The sequence below is a fragment of the Paraburkholderia sp. 35.1 genome (assembly GCF_050436525.1).
Taxonomy (GTDB): domain Bacteria; phylum Pseudomonadota; class Gammaproteobacteria; order Burkholderiales; family Burkholderiaceae; genus Paraburkholderia; species Paraburkholderia tuberum.
The window spans coordinates 861,600-888,020 of the sequence record NZ_JBNDMJ010000001.1 but is presented as its reverse complement, the minus strand read 5'-3'; the positions used below and the strand labels follow the sequence as shown (position 1 = coordinate 888,020).

Annotated in this window: 26 protein-coding genes and 3 pseudogenes; 16 read left to right on the top strand and 13 right to left on the bottom strand. The window is 63.0% G+C overall.

Translation table 11 applies throughout. The features are described from left to right. Positions 1-274: 274 nt before the first annotated feature. A complete protein-coding gene (locus tag OKW27_RS04285; RefSeq protein ID WP_429332648.1) occupies positions 275-2,191 on the bottom strand; it encodes a potassium transporter Kup in 1,917 nt (638 codons plus the stop codon). A 402-nt stretch (positions 2,192-2,593) separates the two neighbouring features. On the opposite strand from OKW27_RS04285, the gene OKW27_RS04280 reads away from it, so the two are divergent. The 5 genes from OKW27_RS04280 (at position 2,594) to OKW27_RS04260 (ending at position 7,915) form a co-directional block, all read left to right on the top strand. Beyond that, positions 2,594-3,289 (top strand): TetR/AcrR family transcriptional regulator, encoded by a 696-nt coding sequence (locus OKW27_RS04280; protein ID WP_090810826.1) that lies wholly within the window; start codon positions 2,594-2,596, stop codon positions 3,287-3,289. Continuing rightward, positions 3,286-4,251: an HlyD family secretion protein gene (locus tag OKW27_RS04275; protein WP_429332647.1), complete on the top strand. Its 966-nt coding sequence runs from the start codon at positions 3,286-3,288 to the stop codon at positions 4,249-4,251. The genes OKW27_RS04280 and OKW27_RS04275 overlap by 4 nt, the downstream gene beginning before the upstream one ends. Continuing rightward, entirely contained in the window at positions 4,248-5,228 is a 981-nt protein-coding gene (locus OKW27_RS04270; protein ID WP_429332646.1) for an ABC transporter ATP-binding protein, read from the top strand. Before OKW27_RS04275 ends, OKW27_RS04270 begins: the two co-directional genes overlap by 4 nt. A 32-nt stretch (positions 5,229-5,260) precedes the next feature. Continuing rightward, positions 5,261-6,376: an ABC transporter permease gene (locus OKW27_RS04265; protein WP_090810822.1), complete on the top strand. Its 1,116-nt coding sequence runs from the start codon at positions 5,261-5,263 to the stop codon at positions 6,374-6,376. A gap of 81 nt (positions 6,377-6,457) precedes the next feature. Further along, a complete protein-coding gene (locus OKW27_RS04260) occupies positions 6,458-7,915 on the top strand; it encodes an efflux transporter outer membrane subunit (protein ID WP_429332645.1) in 1,458 nt (485 codons plus the stop codon). Positions 7,916-7,928: 13 nt separating this feature from the next. Here OKW27_RS04260 and OKW27_RS04255 read toward each other — a convergent pair whose 3' ends face one another. The 5 genes from OKW27_RS04255 to benA are packed head-to-tail and all read right to left on the bottom strand — an operon-like array spanning position 7,929 to position 12,863. Continuing rightward, positions 7,929-9,146: a benzoate/H(+) symporter BenE family transporter gene (locus OKW27_RS04255; protein WP_429332644.1), complete on the bottom strand. Its 1,218-nt coding sequence runs from the start codon at positions 9,144-9,146 to the stop codon at positions 7,929-7,931. A 25-nt stretch (positions 9,147-9,171) separates the two neighbouring features. Beyond that, positions 9,172-9,963, bottom strand: coding sequence for a 1,6-dihydroxycyclohexa-2,4-diene-1-carboxylate dehydrogenase (locus OKW27_RS04250; protein ID WP_429332643.1), 792 nt, complete (start codon positions 9,961-9,963; stop codon positions 9,172-9,174). After that, on the bottom strand, positions 9,960-10,982 hold the full coding sequence (gene benC, locus OKW27_RS04245) for a benzoate 1,2-dioxygenase electron transfer component BenC (protein ID WP_429332642.1): 1,023 nt from the start codon (positions 10,980-10,982) through the stop codon (positions 9,960-9,962). Before benC ends, OKW27_RS04250 begins: the two co-directional genes overlap by 4 nt. A 25-nt stretch (positions 10,983-11,007) precedes the next feature. Beyond that, positions 11,008-11,499: a benzoate 1,2-dioxygenase small subunit gene (gene benB / locus OKW27_RS04240; RefSeq protein ID WP_090810812.1), complete on the bottom strand. Its 492-nt coding sequence runs from the start codon at positions 11,497-11,499 to the stop codon at positions 11,008-11,010. Beyond that, a complete protein-coding gene (benA, locus tag OKW27_RS04235) occupies positions 11,496-12,863 on the bottom strand; it encodes a benzoate 1,2-dioxygenase large subunit (protein WP_429332641.1) in 1,368 nt (455 codons plus the stop codon). The genes benB and benA overlap by 4 nt, the downstream gene beginning before the upstream one ends. A gap of 458 nt (positions 12,864-13,321) precedes the next feature. Between benA and OKW27_RS04230 the strand changes: the two genes are divergently transcribed. The 5 genes from OKW27_RS04230 to OKW27_RS04210 all read left to right on the top strand — a co-directional run bounded on the left by OKW27_RS04230 (position 13,322) and on the right by OKW27_RS04210 (position 17,584). Next, positions 13,322-14,239 carry a LysR family transcriptional regulator gene (locus tag OKW27_RS04230; protein WP_429332640.1) on the top strand — a complete coding sequence of 306 codons (918 nt, stop codon included), beginning with the start codon at positions 13,322-13,324 and terminating at the stop codon, positions 14,237-14,239. Positions 14,240-14,524: 285 nt separating this feature from the next. Beyond that, positions 14,525-15,298, top strand: coding sequence for an ABC transporter substrate-binding protein (locus OKW27_RS04225; RefSeq protein WP_184069458.1), 774 nt, complete (start codon positions 14,525-14,527; stop codon positions 15,296-15,298). A gap of 81 nt (positions 15,299-15,379) precedes the next feature. Then, on the top strand, positions 15,380-16,069 hold the full coding sequence (locus OKW27_RS04220; RefSeq protein ID WP_090810805.1) for an ABC transporter permease: 690 nt from the start codon (positions 15,380-15,382) through the stop codon (positions 16,067-16,069). Then, positions 16,066-16,779, top strand: coding sequence for an ABC transporter permease (locus OKW27_RS04215; RefSeq protein ID WP_090810803.1), 714 nt, complete (start codon positions 16,066-16,068; stop codon positions 16,777-16,779). Before OKW27_RS04220 ends, OKW27_RS04215 begins: the two co-directional genes overlap by 4 nt. Before the next feature lie 37 nt (positions 16,780-16,816). Continuing rightward, positions 16,817-17,584, top strand: a complete 768-nt coding sequence (locus OKW27_RS04210; protein ID WP_429332639.1) for an ABC transporter ATP-binding protein — start codon at positions 16,817-16,819, stop codon at positions 17,582-17,584. 160 nt (positions 17,585-17,744) lie between these two features. On the opposite strand, the pseudogene OKW27_RS04205 reads toward OKW27_RS04210, so the two are convergent. From OKW27_RS04205 to OKW27_RS04190, 4 genes and pseudogenes are all read right to left on the bottom strand, one after another. Next, a pseudogene (locus tag OKW27_RS04205) lies at positions 17,745-17,967 on the bottom strand (Rieske (2Fe-2S) protein); the annotation flags it as partial. Between the two features lie 3 nt (positions 17,968-17,970). After that, positions 17,971-18,282 (bottom strand): YciI family protein, encoded by a 312-nt coding sequence (locus OKW27_RS04200; RefSeq protein WP_429332638.1) that lies wholly within the window; start codon positions 18,280-18,282, stop codon positions 17,971-17,973. 5 nt (positions 18,283-18,287) lie between these two features. After that, positions 18,288-19,160, bottom strand: coding sequence for an intradiol ring-cleavage dioxygenase (locus OKW27_RS04195; protein WP_090810797.1), 873 nt, complete (start codon positions 19,158-19,160; stop codon positions 18,288-18,290). A gap of 45 nt (positions 19,161-19,205) precedes the next feature. Next, a pseudogene (locus OKW27_RS04190) lies at positions 19,206-19,532 on the bottom strand (maleylacetate reductase); the annotation flags it as partial. Positions 19,533-19,740: 208 nt separating this feature from the next. Between OKW27_RS04190 and OKW27_RS04185 the strand changes: the two are divergent. After that, positions 19,741-20,097, top strand: a complete 357-nt coding sequence (locus OKW27_RS04185) for a BON domain-containing protein (protein ID WP_429332637.1) — start codon at positions 19,741-19,743, stop codon at positions 20,095-20,097. 445 nt (positions 20,098-20,542) lie between these two features. Next, the gene (locus OKW27_RS04180; protein WP_090810793.1) at positions 20,543-20,830 is read left to right on the top strand and encodes a high-potential iron-sulfur protein; all 288 of its coding nucleotides are present in this window, start codon (positions 20,543-20,545) and stop codon (positions 20,828-20,830) included. A 315-nt stretch (positions 20,831-21,145) separates the two neighbouring features. On the opposite strand, the gene OKW27_RS04175 is transcribed toward OKW27_RS04180, so the two are convergent. Next, entirely contained in the window at positions 21,146-21,931 is a 786-nt protein-coding gene (locus OKW27_RS04175) for an IclR family transcriptional regulator (protein ID WP_018422624.1), read from the bottom strand. A 187-nt stretch (positions 21,932-22,118) separates the two neighbouring features. Between OKW27_RS04175 and OKW27_RS04170 the strand changes: the two genes are divergently transcribed. From OKW27_RS04170 to OKW27_RS04160, 3 genes and pseudogenes are all read left to right on the top strand, one after another. Beyond that, positions 22,119-23,402, top strand: coding sequence for an MFS transporter (locus tag OKW27_RS04170; RefSeq protein ID WP_090811841.1), 1,284 nt, complete (start codon positions 22,119-22,121; stop codon positions 23,400-23,402). Between the two features lie 4 nt (positions 23,403-23,406). After that, the gene (locus OKW27_RS04165) at positions 23,407-23,853 is read left to right on the top strand and encodes a type II 3-dehydroquinate dehydratase (RefSeq protein WP_090810774.1); all 447 of its coding nucleotides are present in this window, start codon (positions 23,407-23,409) and stop codon (positions 23,851-23,853) included. 62 nt (positions 23,854-23,915) lie between these two features. Further along, positions 23,916-24,626, top strand: a pseudogene (locus tag OKW27_RS04160) (cation diffusion facilitator family transporter); the annotation flags it as partial. A gap of 9 nt (positions 24,627-24,635) precedes the next feature. Here the strand turns inward: OKW27_RS04160 and OKW27_RS04155 are convergent. Then, complete coding sequence (locus OKW27_RS04155; protein WP_184045046.1) at positions 24,636-24,908, bottom strand: hypothetical protein; 273 nt, start codon at positions 24,906-24,908, stop codon at positions 24,636-24,638. 300 nt (positions 24,909-25,208) lie between these two features. Between OKW27_RS04155 and OKW27_RS04150 the strand changes: the two genes are divergently transcribed. Beyond that, complete coding sequence (locus OKW27_RS04150) at positions 25,209-26,024, top strand: class I SAM-dependent methyltransferase (protein WP_429332636.1); 816 nt, start codon at positions 25,209-25,211, stop codon at positions 26,022-26,024. Positions 26,025-26,048: 24 nt separating this feature from the next. On the opposite strand, the gene OKW27_RS04145 is transcribed toward OKW27_RS04150, so the two are convergent. Beyond that, complete coding sequence (locus OKW27_RS04145; RefSeq protein WP_090810768.1) at positions 26,049-26,354, bottom strand: acylphosphatase; 306 nt, start codon at positions 26,352-26,354, stop codon at positions 26,049-26,051. Between the last annotated feature and the right edge of the window lie 67 nt (positions 26,355-26,421).

Genomic DNA, 26,421 nt, shown 5'->3' with positions numbered 1-26,421 from the left:
CACGTCTCCTGGTTGGATGCGGCGCGGGCGTCCGTCCATGCCAGCCTGCCGCGAAGCAAAACGCGCGCGCCGATTCGAGCGGCGGGTTGGTCGTGGGCAGCAAGTTTCGAACCCGAGGTATCCGAGGGCCGTTGCGAAGCGGCGCTCAACGGCAGCGTCGGACAAGGGCGATTCGCCTCCGCCTCGCGTGCTGACTACGCAGGCGCGGCGGTTACGGGGCCGAGGAGTATCGAAGCAGGCCGGCCGCTGCTCCATGCTTGCTGAACGGCGCGCTCTAGATCTCCACGCGCGCGCCGACTTCGATCACGCGATTGGCCGGTAGTTTGAAGAACGCCGCGATATTGCCCACGTTGTGCAGCATCACCGCGAAAAGCCGCTCGCGCCATAGCGCCATGCCATGGCCGCGTTTGGGCACCACGGCCGCGCGGCTCAGGAACCACGATGTGTCGTCCAGGTTGAAGGCCAGTTCCGGCGATTTGTAGGCGGCCAGCGTGCGCGGCAAGTCCACTTCGTCCTTGAATCCGTACTTCACCGTTGCGTGCCAGCAACCCGTGCACAGCGGCCTGATCTGCACGCGCTCGGTTTCGGCCACCCACGGCACGTTCTTCGTTATTACGCTCAGGAAAACCGTGCGCTCATGCAGCACACGGTTGTGCCGCAGGTTGTTGACGAGCGCGTGCGGCACCGCTTCGGCGTCCGGCGTCAGGAAGATCGCCGTGCCGCCCACGCGTGTCGGCGAACTTTCGAGCAGCGCAGCGAGGTACGGCTTGAGCGGCGTCTTTCCCGCCCGCACGCGCGCTTCGGCCAGCATCATTTCCCAGCCGCGTCCCCACGTCGCCATGACCGTGAACACGATCGCGCCGATCACGAGCGGGAACCAGCCGCCATCGACGATCTTGAGCAGATTCGCCGAGAAGAACAACGCGTCGATCACGAAGAAGAACGCGGTGGACAGCAGGCACAGCAGCCAGTTGTAGCGCCACGCGTAACGCACGACGAAGAACGTCAGGAACGTGGTGATGAGCATCGTGCCGGTCACGGCGATGCCATACGCGGACCCGAGCGCCGTGGACGAGCGAAAGCCCAACACCGCCGCAACCACGGCGATCAACAGGATCCAGTTGATGCCGGGCACGTAGATTTGCCCGATCTCGCGCTCCGACGTATGCACGACGTTCATGCGCGGCAGGAAGGAAAGCTGCATGGCCTGCATCGTCATCGAATAGGTACCCGAAATAACGGCCTGCGAGGCGATCACGGTGGCGATCGTCGCCAGCACGATCATCGGCACGATGGCCCACTGCGGGAACAGGCGGTAGAACGGGTTTTGCACCGCGCCGGGGTTCGCCAGCAGCAGCGCGCCCTGGCCCAGATAGTTGAGCGCGAGCGCGGGAAAAACGACGCCGAACCAGGTAAGGCGGATGGGTCGCTTGCCGAAATGGCCCATGTCGGCGTAGAGCGCCTCGGCGCCCGTCAGCGAGAGCACCACCGCGCCGAGCGCGACGAACGCGAGCCAGCGGTGATGCATGACGAAGCCGAGCCCTTCCAGCGGATTGAGCGCATACAGCACGACCGGCGCGGACATGATGTTCGCGACGCCCGCCACGCCGATCACGACGAACCAGAGCACCATCACGGGCCCGAACACGGCGCCGATGCCGCCCGTGCCGTGCTTTTGCGTGACGAACAGGATGATGAGCGCGGCGAGCGTCACTGGAATCACATAGGTCTTGAGCCCGGGCTCGACGACTTCGAGCCCTTCCACGGCGCTCAGCACGGAAATGGCCGGCGTGATCACGCTATCGCCGAAGAACAGCGCCGCGCCCATCACGCCCACCACGAGGAGGCCGCGACGCAAACGCGGCCGCGACGCGATCGACGACGCCGCGAGCGCGAGCAGCGCCATGATGCCGCCTTCGCCATGATTATTCGCCCGCAGGATCAAGACGACGTACTTGAGCGAAACGACGATCATCAGCGACCAGAAGATCAGCGAGACGATGCCGACGATATTGAAAGCATTGAGCGTGAGACCGTTGCTGGGATCGAACACGGTGGCGAGCGTATAGAGCGGGCTCGTGCCGATGTCGCCATAGACCACGCCGAGCGCGGCCAGCGCGAGCGCTGGCAGAGCCGGCGACGCTTCGCCGTGGCCTTCCTTCGCCGGCGCGGCGGATGCGGAATGTGCCATGTCTGCCTCCTCATACGAATCGCCGTGAGCCGTGATGGCCGCGCCGCGGGTTCGCTTCGATTCTTTCGTTTCGTTGATGTGAATTCGTTTGAGTCGTACGGGCTGGATCGTGCCGGGTGTGCGCTAGAGAAAGTATAGAAATTTCCGGCGAAAGTGCGCTTCGCGCGGGATGCCAACTGCCGTCCATTGTCAGCTTAACGTCAGGCGGAACGGCGAAAGCGAAGCTACCCAGGCAGTGACGTCGCGCGTTTCCTGACGCGCATCAACGAGAGAATAAAGGCCGCCCGCCGCCAGGGGTTTCCCCTCCTTCGCCATACCGGAAAATAACCTAGTATCAATGAGTTAAAACTAACTAACTCATCAATTAGTCTGGTGTCCATGCCGCAAGCCGCCCGTTCCCGAATGGGTCGCCGTCCTCATCCGCAGGACTTCGACGCACGCGAACATCTGCTCGATGTCGCGGTGGCGCTGTTCGCCGAGCGCGGTATCGCCAACACGACGGTTGCGCAGATCGCGGCGGCGAGCGGCGTGACGTCCGCGATGGTGCACTACTGGTTCCAGACGCGCGAAAAGCTGCTCGACGCATTGTTCGAGGAAAGGCTCGTCGCCGCGTTCGGCGCGATCTGGGACCCGGTCGATCCCGAACACGACGAACCGCTCGCGCTGACGCAAGGCATCGTCAAGCGCATGTTCGATGTCACCGAAACCATGCCGTGGCTGCCTTCGCTCTGGCTGCGCGAGATCGTCAACGAAGGCGGTTTGCTGCGCGAGCGCGCGTTTGCGCGCATCCCCGTGCAAAAGCTCGCCGCGTTCGGTCAGAACATCGCGCGCGGCTGCGCGTCGGGTCAGTTGAACGCCCAGCTCGAACCGTTGCTGCTGTTCAACTCGGTGCTCGCTCTGGTGATGCTGCCGCAGGCAACCGCGAGGATCTGGCAGCGCCTGAATCCGCGTACCTCGTTCGATCGCGCGACGCTCGAACGCCATGTCGTCGCGCTGCTCGCGCAGGGCATGAGCGCAACCACGGCGGTCGAGACCAACGCCAAGGCCGCAACCGGGGCGACGTCCACCGCACGCCGCGCGAAGGGCAAGCCGTCATGATCGGGTTCGCCAGCTCATCCCGACGTGCCGCGTTGCTCGCGCTGTGCATCGCGTGCGCAAGCTGTTCGCGACCACCGGCGAACACGTGGCAAGGCTATGTGGAAGGCGAGTTCCTGTACCTCGCGTCTTCGCAGGCGGGACAGTTGACCGAGCTCGCGGTCTCGCGCGGGCAGACCGTCGCGCAGAACACGCCGCTCTTCGCGCTCGAAGCGCAGAACGAAACCGACGCCGTCGCGCAGGCGGGCGAGCAACTGCGCTCGGCCCGCGCCCAGCTTGCCGACCTTGGAACCGGCAAGCGTCCGCCGGAAGTCGATGTGACGCGCGCGCAACTCGTGCAGGCCGAAGCCGATGCGGCGCGCGCCGCGACGCAGTTGCGCCGCGACCAACAGCAATTCGGTGCGGGCGGCATCGCGCAAAGCCAGCTCGACGACTCGCGCGCGAGCGCGTTGTCGAGCGCCGCGCACGTGCGTGAGTTGCAAAGCCAGCTGGCCGTCGCGCGTCTGCCTGGGCGGATCGAACAGATCCGCGCGCAGCAGGCGCAGGTCGACGCGGCGCAGGCCCAGCTCGGCCAGGCCCAATGGAAGCTCGATCAGAAAAGCGTGCACGCGCCGCACGCCGGCCTCGTGTTCGACACGATGTATCGCAGCGGCGAATGGGTGCCGGCCGGCAGCCCCGTCGTGCGCATGCTGCCGCCGGAGAACGTCAAGGTGCGCTTTTTCGTGCCCCAGGGAGTGGTCGGTTCGCTCGCGCCGGGCCGTCGCGTATCGATTCATTGCGACGGTTGCGCGGCCGATGTGCCGGCCGTGCTCAGCTTCATTTCGGACCAGGCGGAGTACACGCCGCCGGTGATCTTCAGCAACGAAAGCCGCGCGAAACTCGTGTTCATGGTCGAAGCCCGACCCCAGACCGCCGATGCGCCGAAGCTGCGGCCCGGCCAGCCCGTCACGGTCACGCTGCAATGAGTGCGCTCGCGCCCCCCGGCAATGCCAGCGACCCCGTGTACGCGATCGACGTGCAGGGGCTGAACAAACATTTCGGCACCAAGCACGTGGTCAACGATGTCACGATGCGCGTGCAGCGCGGTGAGATTTTCGGCTTTCTCGGCCCCAACGGCAGCGGCAAGACCACCTGCATCCGCATGATGTGCGGACTGCTGACGCCCGACTCCGGCAGCGGCACGTGTCTCGGCTACGACATCGTGCGGGACAGCGCGCAGATCAAGCGGCGCACCGGTTATATGACGCAGCGCTTCTCCTATTGGGAAGATCTGACGATCCGCGAAAACCTCGACTTCGTCGCGCGCATCTACGAGATGAAGAACCGCCGCGAGGCGGTCGATCGCGCGCTCGAACAGCTTGGCCTTCAAAGCCGTGCGAAGCAGTTGGCCGGCGCACTGTCGGGCGGATGGAAGCAGCGTCTCGCGCTGGCCGCGTGCATGCTCCATGAGCCGGCACTGCTGCTGCTCGACGAACCGACCGCAGGTGTCGACCCGAGCGCGCGCCGCGACTTCTGGGAAGAGTTGCATCGCCTCGCGGCGCGCGGCATCTCGGTGCTCGTCAGCACGCACTATATGGACGAAGCGGAACGCTGCCACAAGCTCGCTTATATCGCCTACGGCAAGCTGCTCGCGCAGGGCACGTCGAAACAGGTCATCGATTCGCAAGGGCTCGTGACGTGGGCCGTGTACGGCCAGAATCTCGTCGCGCTCGGCGACCGGCTGCGCCGCTCGCCCGGCGTCGAGCAGACGGTGGCGTTCGGTTCGTCGCTGCACGTGAGCGGTCCGGACACGCCCGAACTCCACGCCACGATCGACCAGCTGGCTCATTCGGACCCGGCGTTGCGGATCGAACCACAGGAAACCGGCCTCGAGGACGTGTTCATCTTCATGATGAACCGCTCGACCGACAATTACGCCACCCCTTCGGGCAAAGCATCGTGAATTCCGCGCGCCGACTTCCACGCTTTTCGCTGATGCGTTGGTGGAGCGTCGTCCGCAAGGAGTTTTTGCAACTGAAGCGCGACCGCATCACGTTTGCGATGATGATCGTGCTGCCGATCATGCAGATGGCGCTGTTCGGCTTCGCGATCAATACCGACCCCAAGCATCTGCCGACCGCCGTCATCGCCGCCGATCACAGCGAGTTCACGCGCAGTTTCCTGATGGCGATGCGCAACTCCGAATACTTCGACATCGTATCGACGCTGCCCGACGAAGAATCCGGTCGCCGCGCGCTCGCACAGGGCAAGGTGCTGTTCGTGCTGAATATCCCCGTCGGTTTCACGCGCGATCTGGCCAAGGGCGCGCGGCCATCGCTGCTCGTCGAAGCCGACGCGACGGACCCCACCGCGGTGGGCACCGCGCTCGGCGCGCTGCCGTCGATCGCGCAGTCGGTGTTGCAGAAGGACCTCACGGGTCCGCTGTCGACGCTCGCGGTCGGCCCGGCCGCTTTCGACGTTCAATTGCACCGGCTCTACAACCCCGAAAGCCTGACCCAGTACAACGTGGTGCCCGGCCTGATGGGCGTGATCCTGACGATGACGATGGTGATGATGACGGGCCTCGCGATCACCCGTGAACGCGAGCGCGGCACGATGGAAAATCTGCTCGCCACGCCGGTACTGCCGCTCGAAGTGATGACCGGCAAGATCGTGCCTTACGTGGCGATCGGTCTGGTGCAGGTCAGCATCATTCTCGCGGCGGCGCGCTTCGTGTTCAACGTGCCGTTCGAAGGCAGTCTGATCGCGCTGTATCTGTCCGCTCTATTGTTCGTTGCGGCCAATCTGACGATCGGCATTACGCTGTCGTCGCTCGCGCAGAACCAGTTGCAGGCCATGCAACTGACGATGTTCTATTTTCTGCCCAACATCCTGCTGTCGGGTTTCATGTTTCCGTTCGCGGGCATGCCGAAGTGGGCGCAGTACATCGGCAACCTGTTGCCGCTCACCTACTTCAACCGGCTGGTGCGCGGCATTCTGCTCAAGGGCGTCGGTTGGGCCGACATGTGGCCGCACGTATGGCCGCTGCTGATCTTTCTGTTCGTCGTCATGGGTATCGCCGTGAAGTTCTATCGGCGCACGCTCGATTGAGGAAGGCCTGCAATGTGTTCCGCTCCTGGCTTTCGTGACGCGGTTTTTCATCGCGCGGCTGGTTGGTCCCAGCGTTGCGCCATGCGCCGGCTGGCCGGCTTCTGCGCAAGCGCGGCATTGTGCGCGTGCAGCGTCGGCCCGGATTTCCATCGACCCGACGTGACCAGCGTGTCGAGCTATACCGCCGCGCCGCTTGCGGCGAGCACCGTCGCAGCCGATGGTCCCGGCGGCGCCGCGCAACACTTCGTGCCGACCGAGGTGCCCGGCGACGGCTGGTGGCGCGCTTTCGGCTCGCCGGCGCTGGACGCACTCGTGCAACAGGCGCTCGACGATAGCCCGACCCTCGCGCAAGCCCGCGCGAAACTCGACGAAGCGCAGCAGGACTATCGCGCGCAGGCGGGCGGCACGCTATGGCCGCAAGTCGATGCGAACCTGTCGACCACGCGCGAGAAAATCGATCCCGAGGCGCTCGGCTTCGGTCAGCTGACGCAGGGCCGCGCGTTTGCGCCGTTCACGCTGTACAGCGCACAGGTCACGGTGTCGTACACGCTCGATCTGTTCGGCGCGAATCGCCGCGCGCTCGAAGCGGTGGCCGCGCAGGTCGACTATCAGCAATACGAACTCGAAGCCGCGCGTTTGACGGTCGCGGGCAACGTCGTGACGGCCGCGATCCGGCGCGCGTCGCTCGCGCGGCAGATCGCCCTCACCGAAGCGCTGCTCGCCAACCAGATGCAGCAACTCGATATCGCCGAACGCCGCTATGGCGCGGGCGGCATCTCCGAGGTCGATCTGCTGAGCCAGCGCACGCTCGTGCAGCAAACCCGCGCGACGTTACCGCCATTGCGCACGCAGCTTGCGCAGACCGATCATCAACTCGCGATCTATCTGGGACGCGCGCCGGCGGAATTGGCCACCACCCACGATCTCGCCGCGCTCGACCTGGATACGCTCGTGCTACCGGCGGACCTGCCGCTGACCTTGCCGTCGACGCTCGCGCAGCAGCGGCCCGACATTCGCGCGTCCGAGGCGCTATTGCATCAGGCGAGCGCGAACATCGGCGTCGCGACCGCGAACCTGTATCCGCGCATCACGCTGTCGGGCAGCGCGGCGACCGAACGCGTCAACGTGTCCGATCTGCTGACGGGCTTCAACGTGTGGAATTTCGGTGCGGGTCTCACGCAGCCGCTGTTCCACGGCGGTGAACTGCTGGCGCGCAAGCGCTCGTCGGAGGCGGCCTGGCAAGCGGCGCTCGCCGTCTACAAGCAAACCGTGCTGCAGGGACTGCAACAGGTCGCCGACGCGCTGCGAGCGCTCGATCAGGACGCGATTGCATTGCAGGCACTCGACGCCGCGCAGCGCAGCGCACAACACAGCGCAGGGATCGCCAGCCAGCGGTATGCGGCGGGCGGCATCAGTCAATTGACACTGCTCGATACGCAGCGTCAGGAATTGCAGACCGGACTCGATCGCACCAAAGCCGCCGCGCAGCGTTATGCCGATACCGCCGCGCTCTATCAGGCGCTCGGGGCGCGGCCTTGAGTCGATCGGTTGGTCATCGGTTTGCCGCCGTCTCGCGCCGCACCTTGTTCAGCACGAGGTACGCGAACGCGCCGATCACGATGCCCCAGAACGCGGAGCCGAGCCCGAGGAACGTCATACCGGATGCGGTCGCGAGAAACGTGATGACGGAGGCCTCGCGATGGTCTTCGTCCTCGATCGCGCCCATCACGTTCGACGTGATCGCACCGATCAACGCGAGGCCCGCCAGAATCGCGACGAACTCCTTCGGCAGCATCGTGAACAGCGCGACGATCGCGCCGGCGAACGTGCCGCCGATCAGATAGAACACGCCGTTCGCCATGCCCGCGATATAGCGCTTGTCCGGGTCGTCGTGCGCATCCTTGCCCGTGCACAACGCCGCCGTGATCGCGGCGATCACGATCGTGATGCCACCGAAAAACGCCACGCCGATCGACGCGATGCTCGTCGCGGTGATGATCGGCCGGGCCGGCGTGTGATAGCCGGACACGCGCAGAATCGCCATCCCCGGCAGAAACTGCCCGGTCAGACTGACGACCACGAGCGGCAAGGCAAGACTCAGCGTCGAACTCAGCGTCCATTCGGGTTCGATGAAGATCGGCCGCGTGACTTGCAGCGGCAGCGCGCCCAGGTGCGCGGCGCCGAGCGCGATGGCGAGCACCGTGCCCGTCAACAGCACCAGCACGATGCAATAGCGCGGCAGCAGGCGCCTGAACACGATGTACGCGCCGATCATGCCGAACGCCAATGCGGGCATCGACGCCGCCGCCTTGAACGCATGCGTGCCGAACTGCAGCAGAATGCCGGCCATCATCCCGCAGGCGATGCCCTTCGGAATGCTGCGCACCATGCGGTCGAAATAGCCCGAGATACCGATCAGCAGAATGATCACGGCGGCGCTCAGATACGCGCCCACCGCCTGATGCAGCGTCAACGCGGGAAACAGTCCGACCAGCAGCGCGGTGCCGGGCGCCGACCACGCGGTCACGACCGGCACTTTCAGCTTCCAGCTCGCGAAGATGCCGGAGACGGCCGCGCCGATCGAGATGCCCCATACCCACGACGCGACCATCTCGTTGGGCATGTGGGCGGCTTGCGCCGCCTGGAAGAAGATCACGAGCGGGCCCGCGTACGAAATCAGCACGGCCAGAAAGCCGGCCACGACGGCGGACAGGGACCAGTCGGCCGCAACGGCGCGCGTGGTCGGCGCCTGGCTAGGGGTGGGATTCATCGTCGATGTGGGTCAGGGCCGCTCGCTAGCCCTGATCGCCGCCGCCGACCGGCAGCACGGTGCCGGTGATATACGACGCGTCATCGGAAGCGAGGAACAGGATCGCGCCGACCTGTTCGTCGATCGTGCCGTAGCGATGCATCAGGCTCGACGCGATCGTTTGATCGACGATGCCCTGATACCACGTCGCTTCCTGCTCGCTTTGCGGTGCCGTATTGCGCGGCACGCGGCGCGGCGGCGCTTCGGTGCCGCCGGTCGCGACCGCGTTGATGCGGATGCCGTGTTCGGCATGCTCGAACGCGAGGCTCGCGGTCAGCGCGTTGACGCCGCCTTTCGAGGCCGCATACGGCACGCGATAGATACTGCGCGTCGCAATCGACGACACATTGACGATTGCCCCGCTCGCGCGCTTCAGCATCGCGGGCAACACCGCGTGGCAGCACCACAGCGTCGGGAACAGCGAACGCCGCACCTCGGCCTCGATCTGCTCTGCGACATATTCCTCGTACGGCTTCGCCCAGATCGTGCCGCCGACGTTGTTGACGAGCGCGTCGATGCGGCCGAACGCCTCGATCGCGAAGGCCGTCATCGCGGCCGCGCCCGCATAGGTTTCGAGGTCGGCGATGAACGCGCGCGCATCGCCGCCTTCGCGTGCGATCTCTTCGGCCACCTCGTGCACGATCGGCGAACGGTCGACCAGCACCAAAGCCGCGCCCTCGCGCGCCGCGCGCAACGCGACGCCACGGCCGATGCCCTGGCCCGCGCCGGTCACGACGAGCACCTTGCCCTTGAAGCGATTGGTAAAGGTCGAAGTCATGCTACGTTGCTCGCCGAGAATTTTTCGTAGTAGAAGTTCGCGGGCTCGACGCTGCTGTCGCGCAGCCAGCCCTGCACCGCTTCGACCATCGCGACCGGGCCGCACAGGTAGACGTCGACGTCGCCGTCGTTCAGCCATTCGCTATCCACATGCGCGCTCACGTAGCCCTTGCGCTCTTGGCTGCTCGCGGAATCGACGACACAGGTGCGATAGCTGAAATTCGGCAGCGAGCGCTGCGCCTCTTCGATCTGTTCGAGCGCGACCAGATCGATGTCGTTGGTCACGCCGTACACGAGGCGCACCGGCTGCAGGTTGCCGCTCGCCTTCAGCACGTCGAGCATCGACAGAAACGGTGCGATGCCGGTGCCGCCCGCGAGGAACAGCACCGGACGCTGCGGATCGCGCAGATAGAAGCTGCCATACGGACCCGTGAAGCCGATCTGCTGACCAGGCTGCGCATCGTTGCTCAGAAAGCCGCTCATCTTGCCGTCCGGCACGTTGCGCACGACGAACGCCGCGCGCGTCGCGCCCGGCGCCGAGCTGAACGAGTACGACCGGCTCTCGCCGCTCGCGCCCGGAATCTCGACGTTCACGTATTGACCCGCGAGAAAGCTCGGCGCGCTCGCGCCATCGATATCGATCGAGAAATGGATCGTCGAATCCGACAGCCGTTCGACCGCCGCGAGCGTGCCTTCGAAACGCGACACCCCGGTCTTGCACGCCGCCGACGACGCCTGCACGCGAATCACCAGATCCGAGCGCGGCCGCGTCTGGCACGCGAGGATATAGCCCTGGCTCGCTTCCTCGGAGGTCAACGCATCTTCGACGTAGCTCGACTCGGGCATGTCGTAGGCACCCGATTCGCACAGCCCCCGACAGGTGCCGCACGCGCCTTCACGGCAATCGAGCGGAATGTTGATCTTCTGCCGGTAAGCGGCATCCGACAGCGTTTCGTTCTCACGGCAACTGATGAAGCGCGTGACGCCGTCTTCGAACTGAAGTGCAATAGTGTGTTCCATGACCTGTCTCCTGCAACCGCACCGGCTAGATGTGGTAGATGTCGATGACCTGATTGATGTAGTCGTTCTTCAGCACGACGTACTTGCTCAGGATTTGCGGCTGCGCGCCGTTGAAGTCGATTACGTAGCGCGACATGCCGAAGTAGCTGTAGTTCGTCCTGTAGCGATGGCTCAGCGTGTGCCAGTTGAAGCGCACCGTGTACACGCCGTTGTCCGCGCTCTCCACTTCGACGTTGGCCAGGTTGTGGCTCGTGCGCGTGTCGGGCATCGTCGCGCTCGAACGCTCGGTCTTGATGCGGAACACGCGGTCTTCGAGGCCCTGGCGGTTCGGATAGTAGATCAGCGAGATCTCGCGCTGCGGATCGGTGACGAGCTTGTCCTCGTCATCCCACGACGGCATCCAGAACGACGCGTCCGGGTGATAGCAGGCGAGCCACTCGTCCCATTGCTCGTCGTCGAGCAGGCGGCTTTCGCGAAACAGGAAAGCCTGAATATCGGTGATGGCGATGTTGCTCATGCACGGCTCCCCGGCGCATTCAGCGCCTTTTTCATCGTGTCGATCCAGTAGCGGTGCTGCACCGTGTAGAGGCCCTCGTCCTCGGTCTTCACACCGCTCATCACCGGGTTGAGGCCGATCTTTTGCGCGGCTTCGTCCGCGCCGTCGATCCAGTGCTTCGAACCGCGGCACATGTCGTTCCATTCGACCGCGCGGCCCGCATAGCCCAACTGGCAGGCGCGGAATTCCTCGAGGTCGTCGGGGGTGGCCATGCCGCTGACGTTGAAAAAGTCCTCGTATTGACGGATGCGGCGCGAGCGCGCTTCGTCGGACTCGCCCTTCGGCGCGATGCAGTAGATCGTCACCTCGGTCTTGTTGACCGACAGCGGCCGCAGCACGCGAATCTGCGAGCCGAACTGGTCCATCAGATACACGTTCGGGTAGAGGCACAGGTTGCGCGAGTTCTGGATCATCCAGTCCGCGCGCTCGGCGCCGCAGCGCGCGGCGAATTCCTCGCGGCGGCTGAAATTCGGACGGTCTTCGGGATTCGCCCAGCGCGTCCACAGCAGCATGTGACCGTGCTCGAACGCGTAGAAGCCGCCGCCCTGACGGCCCCAGCTGCCGGCATCCATCGCGCGGATCTTGTCTTCGCGCGCGTTCTCTTCCTTGCGATGATTGGTCGTTGCCGCATAGTTCCAGTGCACGGCCGACACGTGATAACCGTCCGCGCCGTTTTCGGCGGTCAGCTTCCAGTTGCCTTCGTACGTATAGGTCGACGAGCCGCGCAGCACTTCGAGACCGTCTTCCGACTGGTCGACGATCATGTCGATGATGCGCGCGGCCTCGCCGAGGAACGTTTCGAGCGGCGGCACGTCATCGCTCAAGCTGCCGAACAGGAAGCCGCGATAGTTGCCGAAGCGCGCGAGCTTCTTCAGGTCGTGCGAGCCTTCCTTGTTGAAGCAGTCGGGATAACCGGCGTCCGCGGGGTCCTTGACCTTCAGCAGCTTGCCGCTGTTGTTGAAGGTCCAGCCGTGAAACGGGCACGTATAGGTCGCCTTGTTGCCGCGCTTGTGGCGGCACAGCATCGCGCCGCGATGCGTGCACGAGTTGATGAACGCGTTCAGTTCGCCCTGACGATTGCGTGCGATCACGACCGGCTGACGGCCCATGTAGGTCGTGAAGTAATCGTTGTTGTTCGGGATCTGGCTTTCGTGGGCCAGGTAAATCCAGTTGCCCTCGAAAATGTGCTGCATTTCGAGTTCGAACAGACGCTCGTCGGTGAACGCGCTGCGATGCAGGCGGTAATCGCCGCGCTCGCGGTCTTCCACGAGAAAGTCGTCGATGTTCTTCAGTTGTGGAGTGTGATCCGGGTAGATCGGAATCATGCCTGTCTCCTGGTTCGGACTGTTGGTATGCGTGCGACGCACGCGTATAGGGAGCGGCCTGCCTGCCGGGAGGCCGGTGGCCGGTTGGTCTTTCACGTGGGGGAGCGGAGGCGGTGCGCCTCCGTATGGCGTCAGGCCGTGGCGCGCAAGCGCTCGACCTTCGGCACGGGAGGCGGGATCTGGTGCCTGAGGGAATCGGTGGACAACCCTTGCATCGGGGTTGCGATATCAGCATGTCTCATTGCTGCTCCTGAACTCTTTCTAGGTCTTGGATCCCATGCGCGAGGATTTGCCTGCGCCGTCTCCAGGGGCCGACCGACGCTTCAGACCGGGCCGAGTTATCGATGCTCGGGAGGTATAATTTTGTGGGGCGTCTACGGTAACTGAAGGATAGTTCCACGCCATTTGCATCGTCCAACACTGATTTGGTATCGCGACGATACTTAAAAGGTATTTCTATGGAACTGCGCCATCTGCGCTACTTCGTGGCCGTCGCCGAGGAATGCAATGTCACCAAGGCCGCCAAACGTCTGCATATTGCGCAGCCGCCGCTGAGCCGGCAGATCCAGCAGCTCGAAGACATCCTTGGCGTGCAGCTGTTCGAGCGCAACTCGCGGCCGCTGAAGCTGACCGAGGCTGGCCGCTTCTTCTATTCGCACGCCGTGCAACTGCTCGCGCAAACGACGGAAATCGAGGCGATGACGCGGCGCGTCGGCAAGATCGAGCGCAGTTTGTCGGTGGGCTTCGTCGGCTCGACGCTGTACGGCATGCTGCCGAAAATCATCCGGCGCTTTCGTACCGAGAACAGCACCGTCGAGCTGAGCCTGCACGAGATGTCGACGATGGATCAGATCAAGGCGCTCAAGGAAGGCCGCATCGACGTCGGCTTCGGCCGCATCCGTCACGAAGACCCGAGCATCCGGCGCGTCGTGCTGCGCGAAGAACGGATGATCGTCGCGCTGCCGCTCGGCCATCCGCTGATCGCCGCGAAGCCGGTGCTGTCGCTGCAGGACCTGACCGGCGAAACGCTGATCATTTTCCCGAAGGCGCCACGGCCCAGTTACGCGGACCAGGTGCTCGCCGCGTTTCACGATCGCGGTCTGAAGCCGCAGCGGCTCTACGAGACGCGCGAATTGCAGATCGCGCTCGGCCTCGTCGGCGCGGGCGAAGGCATCTCGATCGTGCCGGCGAGCGTGTACGGCTTGCAGCGCGGCGACGTCGCCTACAAGGACCTCGACGACCAGAACCTCGTGTCGCCGATCATCATGAGCATGCGCATGCTCGACGAATCCGCCGACATCAAGCGCATGCTCGAACTGATCTATGCGCTGTACGACGAAGAGCACATGACGTATCTGCCGCCTGCGCATTCGTAGAGCGGATTGCGCGGTTCCCGGCCCGACGCCCGGGCGGGCGTCGCCGCAACGAAGTTGTATGGACAAGATATCCGCCACGGTATAGACCGCGGGTATACGCGAAAATTCCGGCCGCGCCCGCAGCCCTTCAATTAGCCTTACAAGCTTGTCCACAAAGGCTTTCACGCCTATTCCCTGTCTCCTTCCCGGGTGCTCGTAAGCACTAACCCTGATTGCCGCTCATCGCTCGTACGGGATAATTTGTCTATACAACATCGCACCTCGCAGCATCCTCCCGGAGACTTTATGAAGAAACTCGCCTTGTCCCTCGCCCTCGCGCTCGCTGCCACCGGCGCCTTCGCCAAAGATTGGTCCACGGTTCGCTTCGGCGTGGATGCGAGCTACGCGCCGTTCGAATCGAAAGCGACCGATGGCAAGCTGGTCGGCTTCGACGTCGACCTCGGCACCGAAATCTGCCGCCGTTTGAACGCGAAGTGCGTGTGGGTCGAGCAGGACTTCGACAGCATGATTCCGGCACTGAAGGCAAAGAAGTTCGACGGCGTGCTGTCGTCGATGTCGATGACGCCGCAACGCGCCGAACAGATCGCCTTCTCGTCGAAGCTGTTCAACACGCCGACACGTCTCGTCGCGAAGCAGGGTTCGGGCATCCTGCCGACCGCCGACTCGCTGAAGGGCAAGACGGTGGGCGTCGAACAGGGCACGATCCAGGAAACCTACGCGAAGACCTATTGGGAGGCCAAGGGCGTGAAGGTCGTGCCGTATCAGAACCAGGACGCGGTCTATACCGACCTGCAGTCGGGCCGTCTGGACGCAGCGCTGCAGGACGCCGTGCAGGCTGACCAGGGTTTCCTGAAGACGCCGCGCGGCGCGGGCTTCGACTTCGTCGGCAAGACCATCGACGATCCGAAGATCCTCGGCAACGGCGCGGGCATCGGCATGCGCAAGGAAGACGCCGATCTGAAGACGAAGGTCGACAAGGCGATCGCCGACATGATCAAGGACGGCACCTACAAGAAGATCGAGCAGAAGTACTTCAACTTCGACGTGTACGGCAGTTGAGTCCGCCCCCCACAAGCCCGCTCCACCCGATCGCCAGGCCCCGCGCGCATGCGCGCGGCTCGCTCCATCAAGGACACTCCCATGCTGTTTCAAGGCTTCGGTCCGCTGCTCCTCGCGGGCACGTGGGTAACCATCAAGCTCGCGGTGCTGTCGCTCGCGGCGTCGTTTGCGCTGGGACTTCTCGGCGCCGCCGCGAAGCTGTCGACCAACCGTGCGATCTCGCGCATCGGCACGATGTACACGACGCTGATCCGCGCCGTGCCCGATCTCGTGCTGATGCTGTTGCTGTTCTACAGCATCCAGATCTGGCTCAATGATCTGACCGACATGTTCAGCATCGAGCAGATCGACATCGATCCGTTTCTCGCCGGTGTGATCACGCTCGGCTTCATTTACGGCGCGTACTTCACCGAAACCTTCCGCGGCGCGTTTCTCTCCGTGCCGCGCGGGCAGATCGAAGCGGGCTTCGCGTACGGCATGAGCGCGCGGCGCGTGTTCACGCGCATCCTGTTCCCGCAGATGATGCGCTTCGCGCTGCCCGGCATCGGCAACAACTGGCAGGTGCTCGTGAAGGCCACCGCGCTCGTGTCGATCATCGGTCTCGCAGACGTGGTCAAGGCATCGCAGGACGCCGGCAAGAGCACGCAGTCGTTCTTCTTCTTCACGCTGGCGACTGGGGCCATCTACCTCGCCATCACCACCATTTCGAATCTGCTATTGAACCGCCTCGAGAAGCGCTACTCGATCGGCGTACGGAGGGCCACGCTGTGATCGAACTGACTCGTCAATACTGGCAGAACTACCTGTTCACGGACGGCTTCAACTACACCGGCCTCGTCATCACGCTGTGGTTGCTGGTTGCGTCGATCGTGCTGGGTTTCGTGTTGGCCGTGCCGCTCGCGATCGCGCGCGCGTCGCGCAACCGCTACATCTCCGGACCCGTCTGGCTTTACACCTACATCTTCCGGGGCACGCCTTTATACGTTCAGTTGCTGTTGATCTACACGGGCCTCTACAGTCTGCATTTCGTCCATTCGCACCAGATGCTCGACAGCTTCTTTCGCAATGCGATGAACTGCACGCTGCTCGCGTTCGCGCTGAACGAATGCGCGTATGCCACCGAGATCTTCGCGGGTTCGATCCGGGAGACCTCGCACGGTGAAATCGAGGCGGCCCAGGCTTACGGCATGTCGAAGTTCAAGCTGTACACGCGCATCATCCTGCCTTCGGCGCTGCGCCGGGCACTGCCCTCGTACAGCAACGAGGTGATCCTGATGCTGCACGCGACGACACTCGCGTTCACGGCGACCGTCCCCGACATTCTGAAAGTGGCGCGCGACGTCAACTCCGCGACCTACGCGACGTTCCAGGCGTACGGCATCGCGGCGATCCTGTATGCGGCGATCGTGTTCGCGCTGATCTGGGGCTTCCGCAAGATGGAAATCCGATTGCTGGCTTATCTGAAACCGCAAGCGCATTAAACCCGGACGCATTCGCGTCATGATGGAGCATACGAGCATGTACAAGCTGACGGTCGACGACCTGCACAAGAAGTTCGGCGACAACGAGGTATTGAAGGGCGTCTCGCTGAAGGCGAAGGCGGGCGACGTGATTAGCCTCATCGGGTCGAGCGGCTCCGGGAAAAGCACCTTCCTGCGGTGCATCAACTTTCTCGAATCGCCGTGCTCCGGGCGCATCACGCTGAACGGAGAGGAAATCAACACGAGCAGGGATCGCAACGGCTCGCTACGCGTGACCCATCCGAAGCAGTTGCAAACGATGCGCACGCGTCTGTCGATGGTGTTCCAGCATTTCAATCTGTGGGCGCATATGACGGCGCTCGAGAACATCATCGAGGCGCCGATCAGCGTGCTGGGATTGAGCCGCGCGCAAGCCGAGGAACGCGCTCGGAAGTATCTGACCAAGGTCGGTTTGCCGGCCAGCACGGAGAAAAAATATCCGTCGCATCTGTCCGGTGGTCAGCAGCAGCGCGTCGCTATTGCTCGCGCGCTTGCGATGGAGCCGGAAGTGATGCTGTTCGACGAACCGACTTCGGCGCTCGATCCCGAACTCGTCGGCGAAGTGCTGCGTGTGATGCAGGCGCTCGCCGAAGAAGGCCGCACGATGATCGTCGTCACGCACGAAATGGGCTTCGCGCGCAACGTGTCGAATCATGTCGTATTCCTGCACAAGGGCAAGATCGAGGAGCAAGGGCATCCGCATCAGGTGCTGACGAATCCGCGCAGCGAGCGGTTGCAGCAGTTTTTGGCGGGGCGGTTGAAGTAGCGGCGGCGGGGTATGGCGCGTCGTTCAGCCTCGCGCCTTGCCCCGAATCATTTCCAGAACGACTGCGCCACTCACCCGATCGCACTGGTCTGCGCGCGGTTCACAGATACACCGTGTGTTCGCTCTCGCCCTCCGGCAGCACGAGGATCACGCCTGACAACAGCGCGCTGTGATGCGCGCACATCAACACCTGCGCGCGATAGCACAGCACATCGCCGGGCTCGAAATCGAGCGGCACCGAAATGTGCGCAACGGTTCGCGTAAGCCCACACCTGCTCGCCACGCCGCACGACCACGACGGGCACGCCGGCGGCCGTGGCATCGACGACCCGCGCGCCGCCGTCGGGCACGTCGGCAAGCGGGCACAGCGGTGTTTCGTTCATCGCTCAGACTCTCCGTTCCGGATTGCCGAGGCTCCAGTCCCACGGACGGATCTCGACGCAATCGAATAGCCCCGCCTGCATATACGGATCGTTGCTGACGAACTCCATCACATCGTCGATACGCTCCGCTTCGACGACCAGCAACGTGCCATTCATCGCATCGCATTGCGGCGCGAGCGTCGGACCGCCGAGGCGCACGAACACGCCACGATGCGGATTGCCGCGCAACCACGTCCGATGCACCGGACGCACCCGTTCGCGCACTTCGCGCATGCCGGGCTTGTCGGTCGCGAATACCGCGAAAAAACGTGCCATCGTCATTAACTCCGATCGAGGATGAAGTCGTAGCGCGCTTCGCGGAACGGTCCATCGAAACCGAAGCGGCGCGCGAGTTCGTGATCCGCGGAGCACTCGCGATAGTCCACCATCAGCGAGGGCTTCACGCCGAACACCGCGTCCGAATCCAGATACGGATCCTCGCGATCGAACACATGCGTGACCAGTGTCCGATGCCCAGGCGCATCTATCATGAAGTGCAGATGCGCGGGTCGCCACGGATGCCGTCCAGTCGCTTCGAGCATGCGGCCGACCGGGCCGTCGGTCGGAATCGGATAGCTGACCGGCACGATCGTCGAAATCGCGTAGCGGCCTTCGGCGTCGGTGCGAAAACGTCCACGCAGATTGCCGTGCGGCTGCTCGGTGTCCTGCCCCGAGTACATGCCGTTATCGGCGGTCTGCCAGACGTCTAGCACCGCGTTGGCAAGCGGCTCTCCGTCCGTCGACAGCACGCGCCCATGCACGAGTGCGGGCGTGCCCGGCGTGAACGCGATGTTCTCGCCATATGCGCGCTCGGGCATGCCGCGAATATAGAACGGACCGAATACGGTGGTGTCGGTCGCGCCCGTCGCGAGACGGTGATTGATCGCGTCGACGAGCATCGATACGCCGAGCGTATCCGACAACAGGATGAATTCCTGACGCACGAGGTCATCGCACATCTTGCCGGTGTCGGTCAGAAAGCGAATGGCCGACATCCATTCGGCCTCGGTCGGCTCGACTTCACGCACGAACGCATGCATGTGCCGCACGAGGCTTTGCATCAACGTGCGCAGCCGTTCGTCGGGCGTGCCCGCGAAGCTTGCTACCACCTGCTCGGTCAGGGCCTGCTCGGCTTCTTTGCTGTCTGTCGACATGTCTTCCTCCATCGATTGTTCTGGCGGCGCTGCGTTGGCCAATGCTCAGGCGGGTTCGGCGCCCTGCCACGCACGTTGCAGCGGCGCGCGGATCGCATCGCGCGCCACGGGACGCGGGTTCGCATACGGATTCTTGCACGCGAGATCGGCCGCTTCGTCGAGTCCCTGCTCGGGCATGCCGATCTGCGCGAGCGCCATCGGAATGCCGAGCGCGCGGTTCAGTTCGAACAGCAGCGGACCCGCGTCGGCCGCGCGCTTGCCGCCGAGCGCGCGTGCGACGCACGCAAGCGCATCGGGCGCGGCGCTGTGGGTGTAGTGTGCCGTATGCGGCAGGTTAAACGTACCGCCCAACGTATGACACAGCTTGTGATGGTAAGTGAATGCTGTTTCGCTGCTAATCGCTGAATCTGTCAATCGGTCACGCTGGATCGTGCAGGTACATGGCTAGCCTGAAAGGCCTGGTTTCGTATCAGCATGGCCCGTGCCGTCCGTGCATACTTTGCCGCGAGCGCCACGGCAGCGATGTTTTTGTGTCGACGTTTGAATGTACGAATGAACGGATTTGGATGTCATAACCGACATGCGAAACGCGCCATACATCAAAGGCCGGTTGCTGATCGTCGCGATGTTCGCGTTGCCCGCGTTCGTGTTCACCAACGGCTGTAAGTCGACGGCGACGGCGACGGCGACGCCGTCCGCGACCGCGCCGGGGGCAATCGCCACTGACGACGCTACGCTCGCCCGCCGGGTGAAGCAGGCGCTTGTCGCGGACCCCGCGCTACGATCGTTACCGATGAGCGTGGCAACGTATCGAGGCGTCGTGCAGTTGTCGGGATACGTGGATTCAGAGGCACAGATTCTGGAAGCACTTGCGGTGACCCACGGCGTGCCGGGGGTGCAATCCGTGAGCAACGATCTGCACCTCAAGCCGCAATGACATGCGTTCGCCGGTAGACGGATGACACGAGAGTAACGCGGCACAGCGCACTCAAGCGAGCGCGGTCTCACAGCCGAAAACTCGGCGCGAGACCCAGGGCCGCTTCTGGAGTTCTCCGGGCTTCGCTTTGGTCCGGTTCACAACGATAGCGGGCCGCGCAAGGTCATCTTCATATCCTGCTCCTCGTACCGATCAGCTTCTGCGTCACATCCAGTTCCACGATCGATCCTCCGTGGCTCGGTCATGCCTCGGTTTTCAATATATCGCATGTGATATTTCACCCAACAGGCCGGCTGCGAAACTGGTGTTCGACAATCGACAGGTATGTTGATTGCTCATGTTATGACGAGGCGGTTTGCGATTGACCGGTTCACCGTCACTTTGCCACCGTCTGATTGTGTCTCGAAAGGAGGTTTCGATCGTGTCGCTCTCTCGCCGTCATTTCATGATACTTGCCGCATCCGTTGCCTCAACGACGGTTCTCTCGACAAAGTCAAACGCGGACGCGCCTGTGCTGTCCGAAAACGATCCGACCGCACTGGCCCTCGGATACAAGATGGACGCATCGAAGGTCGACAAGGCGAAATTCCCTCGGTACCAGACAGGGCAGACCTGCGCCAATTGCCAACTGTATCAAGGCAAACCCGGTTCCACGATTGGGCCGTGTCCGACCTACGGGGGCAAGCTGGTCTACGCAAAAGGGTGGTGTAACGCCTACGTGAAAAAGGCGTAATTTACACGCCGTCGTTGTGCTTCATCGTAGCTCGCGCCGATAGCCGCGTTCCAGTGCGCCGTTATGACAAGGAATAACAAGCTAGCCTCCGTTCAGCACCATCTCACCTGGTCATATCCAACAGGATCGACGGTCTAGTCCGGCCACTTGCGGGTTTTGGGGCGAAGCCCGAGTGTGATGGCAGCATGGCGCCCGACCGTCAGTTGCGCATCCGGCAGGAAGACGTTCGGTCATCTGCGCCAACGTATCGGAGACCGCAGTTCGGCGCGAAGCGGACGAAGTTCGCCGCTCGGATGGCTTTGCACTTGTGTCTCGTCATCCCTTGCCGAGCGGCGGCCGACTCGGGAATCCCGCCATATTGCTTAGCTGGGCCAGTTCATTCGCCGCCTCGCGCAGCAGCATCGAGTACTCGTGAATCTTCTCGGTCGTCAGCCGCACCCGCGGACCGGCCAAACTGATGACGCCGACGCAACGCGAGCCGCTCACCACGGGCACCGCCACCGCTGACATGCGTGGGGCAAACACCTCGTCGATCATCGCGTAGCCACGCACGCGCGCAGCGTGCAGGAAGCCCAGCAGCGCCTTGAGCGTCGTCGGCGCATTGGGTCCAAACTCATTGGGCTGTCCAAAACCCTGCTTCAAAACCAGTGCCGCCGCCTGTTCGTCAGTCATTGTCATCAGCCATGCGTGTCCGGTCGACGTGCATGAAAGTCGTGCTGCCTGGCCCATGTCAGGATCGTAGCGAAAGCCGATGCGCTGTCCGTCCGCCTTCCCCACCCAGATGATTGCTTCGCCGTCCACCAACGACAGCCGCGCCAGTTCACCTGTCTGCGCAGCGACGCGTTCGATGATCGGCTGGGCGATATCCGCGATGCCCGTCAGGCTCAGGAATTCCAGCCCGTTCGACGTCATACGCATCGTCAGAATGTAGCGGCTGTGATCGACCAGTTGCCTGACATAGCCGCCTTCGATGAGCTCGGCGAGCACGCGGTGGCACGTGCTGCGGGGCAGGGACAAAGCGTCGGCAATCGCCAGAAGACCCGCGCCTTCGGCTTGCGTCGCCAGGAAATCAAGAATTCTCAGGCCGTTTTTGAGCGACATTTCGCGTGATTTTCATTATGTGCAATGCAGTTCCGGTGCGGAACGCCTCGCTTTCCGAGCGCAAACAATAGCACTTGTTCGTCGCCAGAAACGAACGGTTCGACATATGAGGAATTCAGGAGACAACATGTCATTTTTTGCTGATTCAGGCCTTGCCGCGGAACAACAGTCCGCGCAGGCTCACTTGATGGCGCGTCGGGCGGTGGCAGGCGCAACCGTCGGAACGGCGCTCGAATGGTTCGACTTCGCGCTGTATGGTGTGGTCGCGGCCACGATCTTTCCAAAGCTGTTTTTTCCATCGCTGGACCCGACCGCCTCGCTGCTCGCGTCGTTGGCTAGTTTCTGGGCAGGGCTGGCCGCACGCCCGCTAGGCGCGGTGATCTGCGGGATGCTCGGGGACCGTTGGGGACGCCGCAAACTGATGCTTATCACCGTGTCGGTAATGGGAGCTTCATCGTTCCTGATGGGGCTGTTGCCCACTTACCACCAGGTTGGCATCTTCGCGCCGACGTTGCTGGTGACACTGCGCATCATCCAGGGATTCGCGCTTGGCGGCGAGTCGACGGGCGCGCAACTGATGGCGGTCGAGCATGCGTCTGCTAACCGACGCGGTTGGTATTCGGGCCTGCTTGGCATCTGCTCGCCACTCAGCCAGATTCTCGCCAACTTCTCGCTCTTTACACTGGCCGCGTTGCTTTCATCGGACGACTTCGACTCCTGGGGATGGCGAGTCCCGTTCCTCGCAAGCTTTGTGCTGGTGCTGCTGGGCATCTACATCCGCAGGAAGGTTAGCGAGACACCGGCCTTCGAGGCGCTCAGGAAAAGTGGCTCGCCCACACGCGCCGCCAATCCGCTAGGCACCGTTTTCAAATATCACTGGCGCACCGCGCTTCGCCTGACGCTGTTCTTCTGTGGCCCGGCCGCACTGTTTTATCTGATCGTGGTTTTCTCGCTCAGCTATCTGACGAAACACCTCGGCGTACCAAAGCAGACCGGTTTCATGCTGCTGATGGTTGCGAATGTCTGTGCCATCGCGGGAGCGCTGGCGGGCGGTTATCTGAGCGATCGGATCGGACGCAAACGTGCGCTGATGATCGGCTCGTTCTGCACGCTGATCTGCTGCCTGATCTACTTTCCGATTCTCAACCAGAACTCGATCGCCATGACGATGGCCGTGATGGGCGCCTTCCTCGGCTTCACACAGTTCCAGAGCGGCATCCAGCCGGTGTGGTTCGCCGAGTCATTTCCGACCGATGCGCGCTACACGGGGTCCGCACTGTCGTACTCGGGAGCCAACCTGCTCACCGGCGGCCCGATGCCAATCGTCGCCGTGGCGCTGCTCAATGCCTTTAACGGTTCCCCTTGGGCCATCGTAGCGGTCTGCGGCTCGCTGAACCTGATCTCCTTCCTGATGATCGCAATATCCCGGGAAACCAAAGACACGGCCCTGGAACGCTCTTCTACACACTGACACCATGACTCGCAAACTCTACATCCTCAATGGCTCCAACCTGAACATGCTGGGCGCGCGGGAGCCTCATCTTTATGGCAGCACTACGCTGAAGGACATCGAACAGAACTGCCTCGCGCTGGCCGACGCCCTCGAGTTCGACTGCGTATTCCGACAAACGAACAGCGAAAGCGAGTTGATCGACTGGATCCAGGAAGCGTTCTTGCAGGACGCCGCGCTGATCATCAATCCAGCCGGCTTTTCATTCGGTCGGATTCCGGTGCTCGACGCAGTCAAGCTCATCCGCCGACCTGTAGTGGAATTGCATATCACCAACATCCACCGACGCTCGGAGGAATATCGTCACTCGACGATTTCGGTGGCGGCTACCGCGGTAATTTGCGGGGCTGGCGCAAACGGATACTTGCTGGCAATCCGCGCGATTGACGATCTGTGGGGCAACCAGACCTGAGCCGGCTCCTCTATTCATGAAGCACGCGGGCTCCTCGATGGAGCCCGCTTCGGCAAGAGAGCAGTCGACGCTTCCAGCACGGCTTCTGGCACATCGAGCCGCTCGTGCTCGTGTTCAACGGCAATTTGCTGTCGGTGCTGTGCTTTTATGCTTTCATCAACGCGGTCAAAGGCCTGCTCGACGGCGGCCACGAGCTCGAGTTCGGCTGGGGCGTCTTCTACGCAGTGGTGGTTGCCACGTTCGCCTTCGTCATGTTCTTGCGCGAGCGGCGCGTGAATCGCGCGATCGACTCCGAACTGATAGGGCTCGACATCAAGAGCTGGCTGATGTCGGCGTGCGTCAGCGCGGCGCTGTTGCTGGCGTTTTCGATTGCATGGCTGCTCGAACGAATCGGGCACGGCCACCTGACACCGTACATCGACCCCGGCGTGCTCGCACTACTGACGCTCGTCCTGATCCCGATGCCGATCGGAACCGTGATCGGCGCGGTCAAGGAAGTGTTGCTGATCACGCCGCCGGATCTGGAGCGCGGACTGCGCGACCTGATGCAACAACTGACCGCCTACTACGGCTTCGTCAAGCACTCGCACTACGCGACGCGCGTCGGCCGCGGCCTGTTCGTCGAGGTGCATATCGTGTTGCCCGAGGCGATGGAGCACGCCGGCGTCCGCCAGCTCGATCAGATCCGCGACAGGATCTCGCGCGCAATCGGCGAATCGGGCCCGGACCGCTGGCTGACGGTGGCGTTCACGCGCGAGCCGCGCTGGTTGTAACTTTCGCGACTAGTCCCCGAACGGGTTGTTGGTGTCCTTCACTTCGGTACTGAGGTTGTATTCTGCACGCATGGCCTTGAGTACGCCCTCGATGTCGCGCTCGAAGCCGATCGCGTTACCGAAGTGGGTCATATTCCAGTTGCAGCCTGTCTTGTCAGCCTCTTGCAATTGCGGCCGCGGCACGCGAATCTTCACGCCATCCTCGACGATTTCCTGCAGTCGATGGATTCGCCGACTGACCTCCTGCTGAAGCTGCGAGGCATTAAGCGTCTTGCGTATCATCCAGGTCTCCTCCCGGTTGCTCGAGCCAGTCTAACGCAAGTGATGCGTTTCGCGACCTGGCGCTGAAATGCGAAGCGCCAGAGAGAAAGCAGGCGTATTGGTTCGTGGGGGTGCGTCAGCCAGCGCCGACGCGCGCGAAAGTCTGGCGGCTTTAGACGACGTTGGTTGTGCGTCGCACCACACATTTGTTCGCTGTCTCTGTCGCCGCCTGATTGTTTCCCCGATAGCCAGACATACGGATTACGAGGAACATAGGCATGCGCTAAAGGTTGCCAACGTGTAAAACCGGTGGGGGTAAGCATGGGACAACTCGACTTCAGTACCTTCGAGCACGAAGGTTGGGAGCGGGTCGCGCAGGCCTATCATGAGTATTTTGGTGATTTGACCGCCCAGTCGAACCAGGCCATGCTCGAAACCCTCTGCATTCGGCGGGGAGCCCGTTTTCTCGACGTCGCCTGCGGCCCGGGCTATCTCGCGGCGGCCGCCGCGCGCAGCGGCGCGGATGTCGCCGGGGTGGATTTCTCGGTCGCGATGGTCGACAAGGCGAGACGCGTCTTTCCGGCACTTGAGTTCCGCGTCGGCGACGCGGAGGATTTGCCATTTCCCGACGCAAGCTTCTCGGCGGTGGGGATCAGCTTCGGAATGTTGCACTTTGCACACCCCGAGCGCGCACTCGCGGAGGCGTTTCGTGTACTGCAACCTAACGGCAGAATCGCCTTCACGGTATGGGCGACACCGAACAAGGCGGTTGGCTTCGGCATGGTGTTGAAGGCGATCGAGGAGCACGGGACGACCGACGTACCCGTCCCGCCGGGACCACCCTTCTTCCGATTCAGCGATTGGGAGGAATCGAAGCGCCTGTTACTCGATGCCGGGTTCGTCCAACCGGAGGTGCGGGAGTTGGACCTCACGCTCGTGCTTCGTGCTCCCACTACACCTTTTCATGCACTCCTGCGTGGTGGCGTGCGGGTTTCCGCGTTGCTACACGCGCAGACGCCGGCCGCGCTAGCGTCTATTGAACGGGCCGTCGCACACGAGGCGCAGGCGTATCGCAGCGATACTGGGGACCTCAGGCTTCCGATGAGCTGCGTTCTGGCTTCCGCACTCAAGCCTTAGGGCGAGCGGGTTGACTCAACTCAACTAGACCGTCGCGGCGAGCTTGAATTCATCGAACCTGGCTACTGGTGGCGATAGTTCCTGGACTTCCAGACGGTCCACCAGAGCTGCATGGGCACCGTCAACCAGCCAATCGCAGATTCGCTCGAGTTCTTCTGCGTGTCCTTGCAACACCGCCTCGACCGAACCGTCCATCCGATTGCGCACCCAACCCGTGATGCCTCGAGCCGTGGCCTCGTTGATGCAAGCCTGCCGGTAACCTACACCCTGCACGTGGCCATATACCCTGACCAGTCTGGTCCGTAAATCGGTATCGAACTGTGGCGTCATGATGCACGTAACTCCAGGCCGGATAAGACGCAGCGCAATTGCCTCTGGTCGCTGTCGCTGTCAGTCC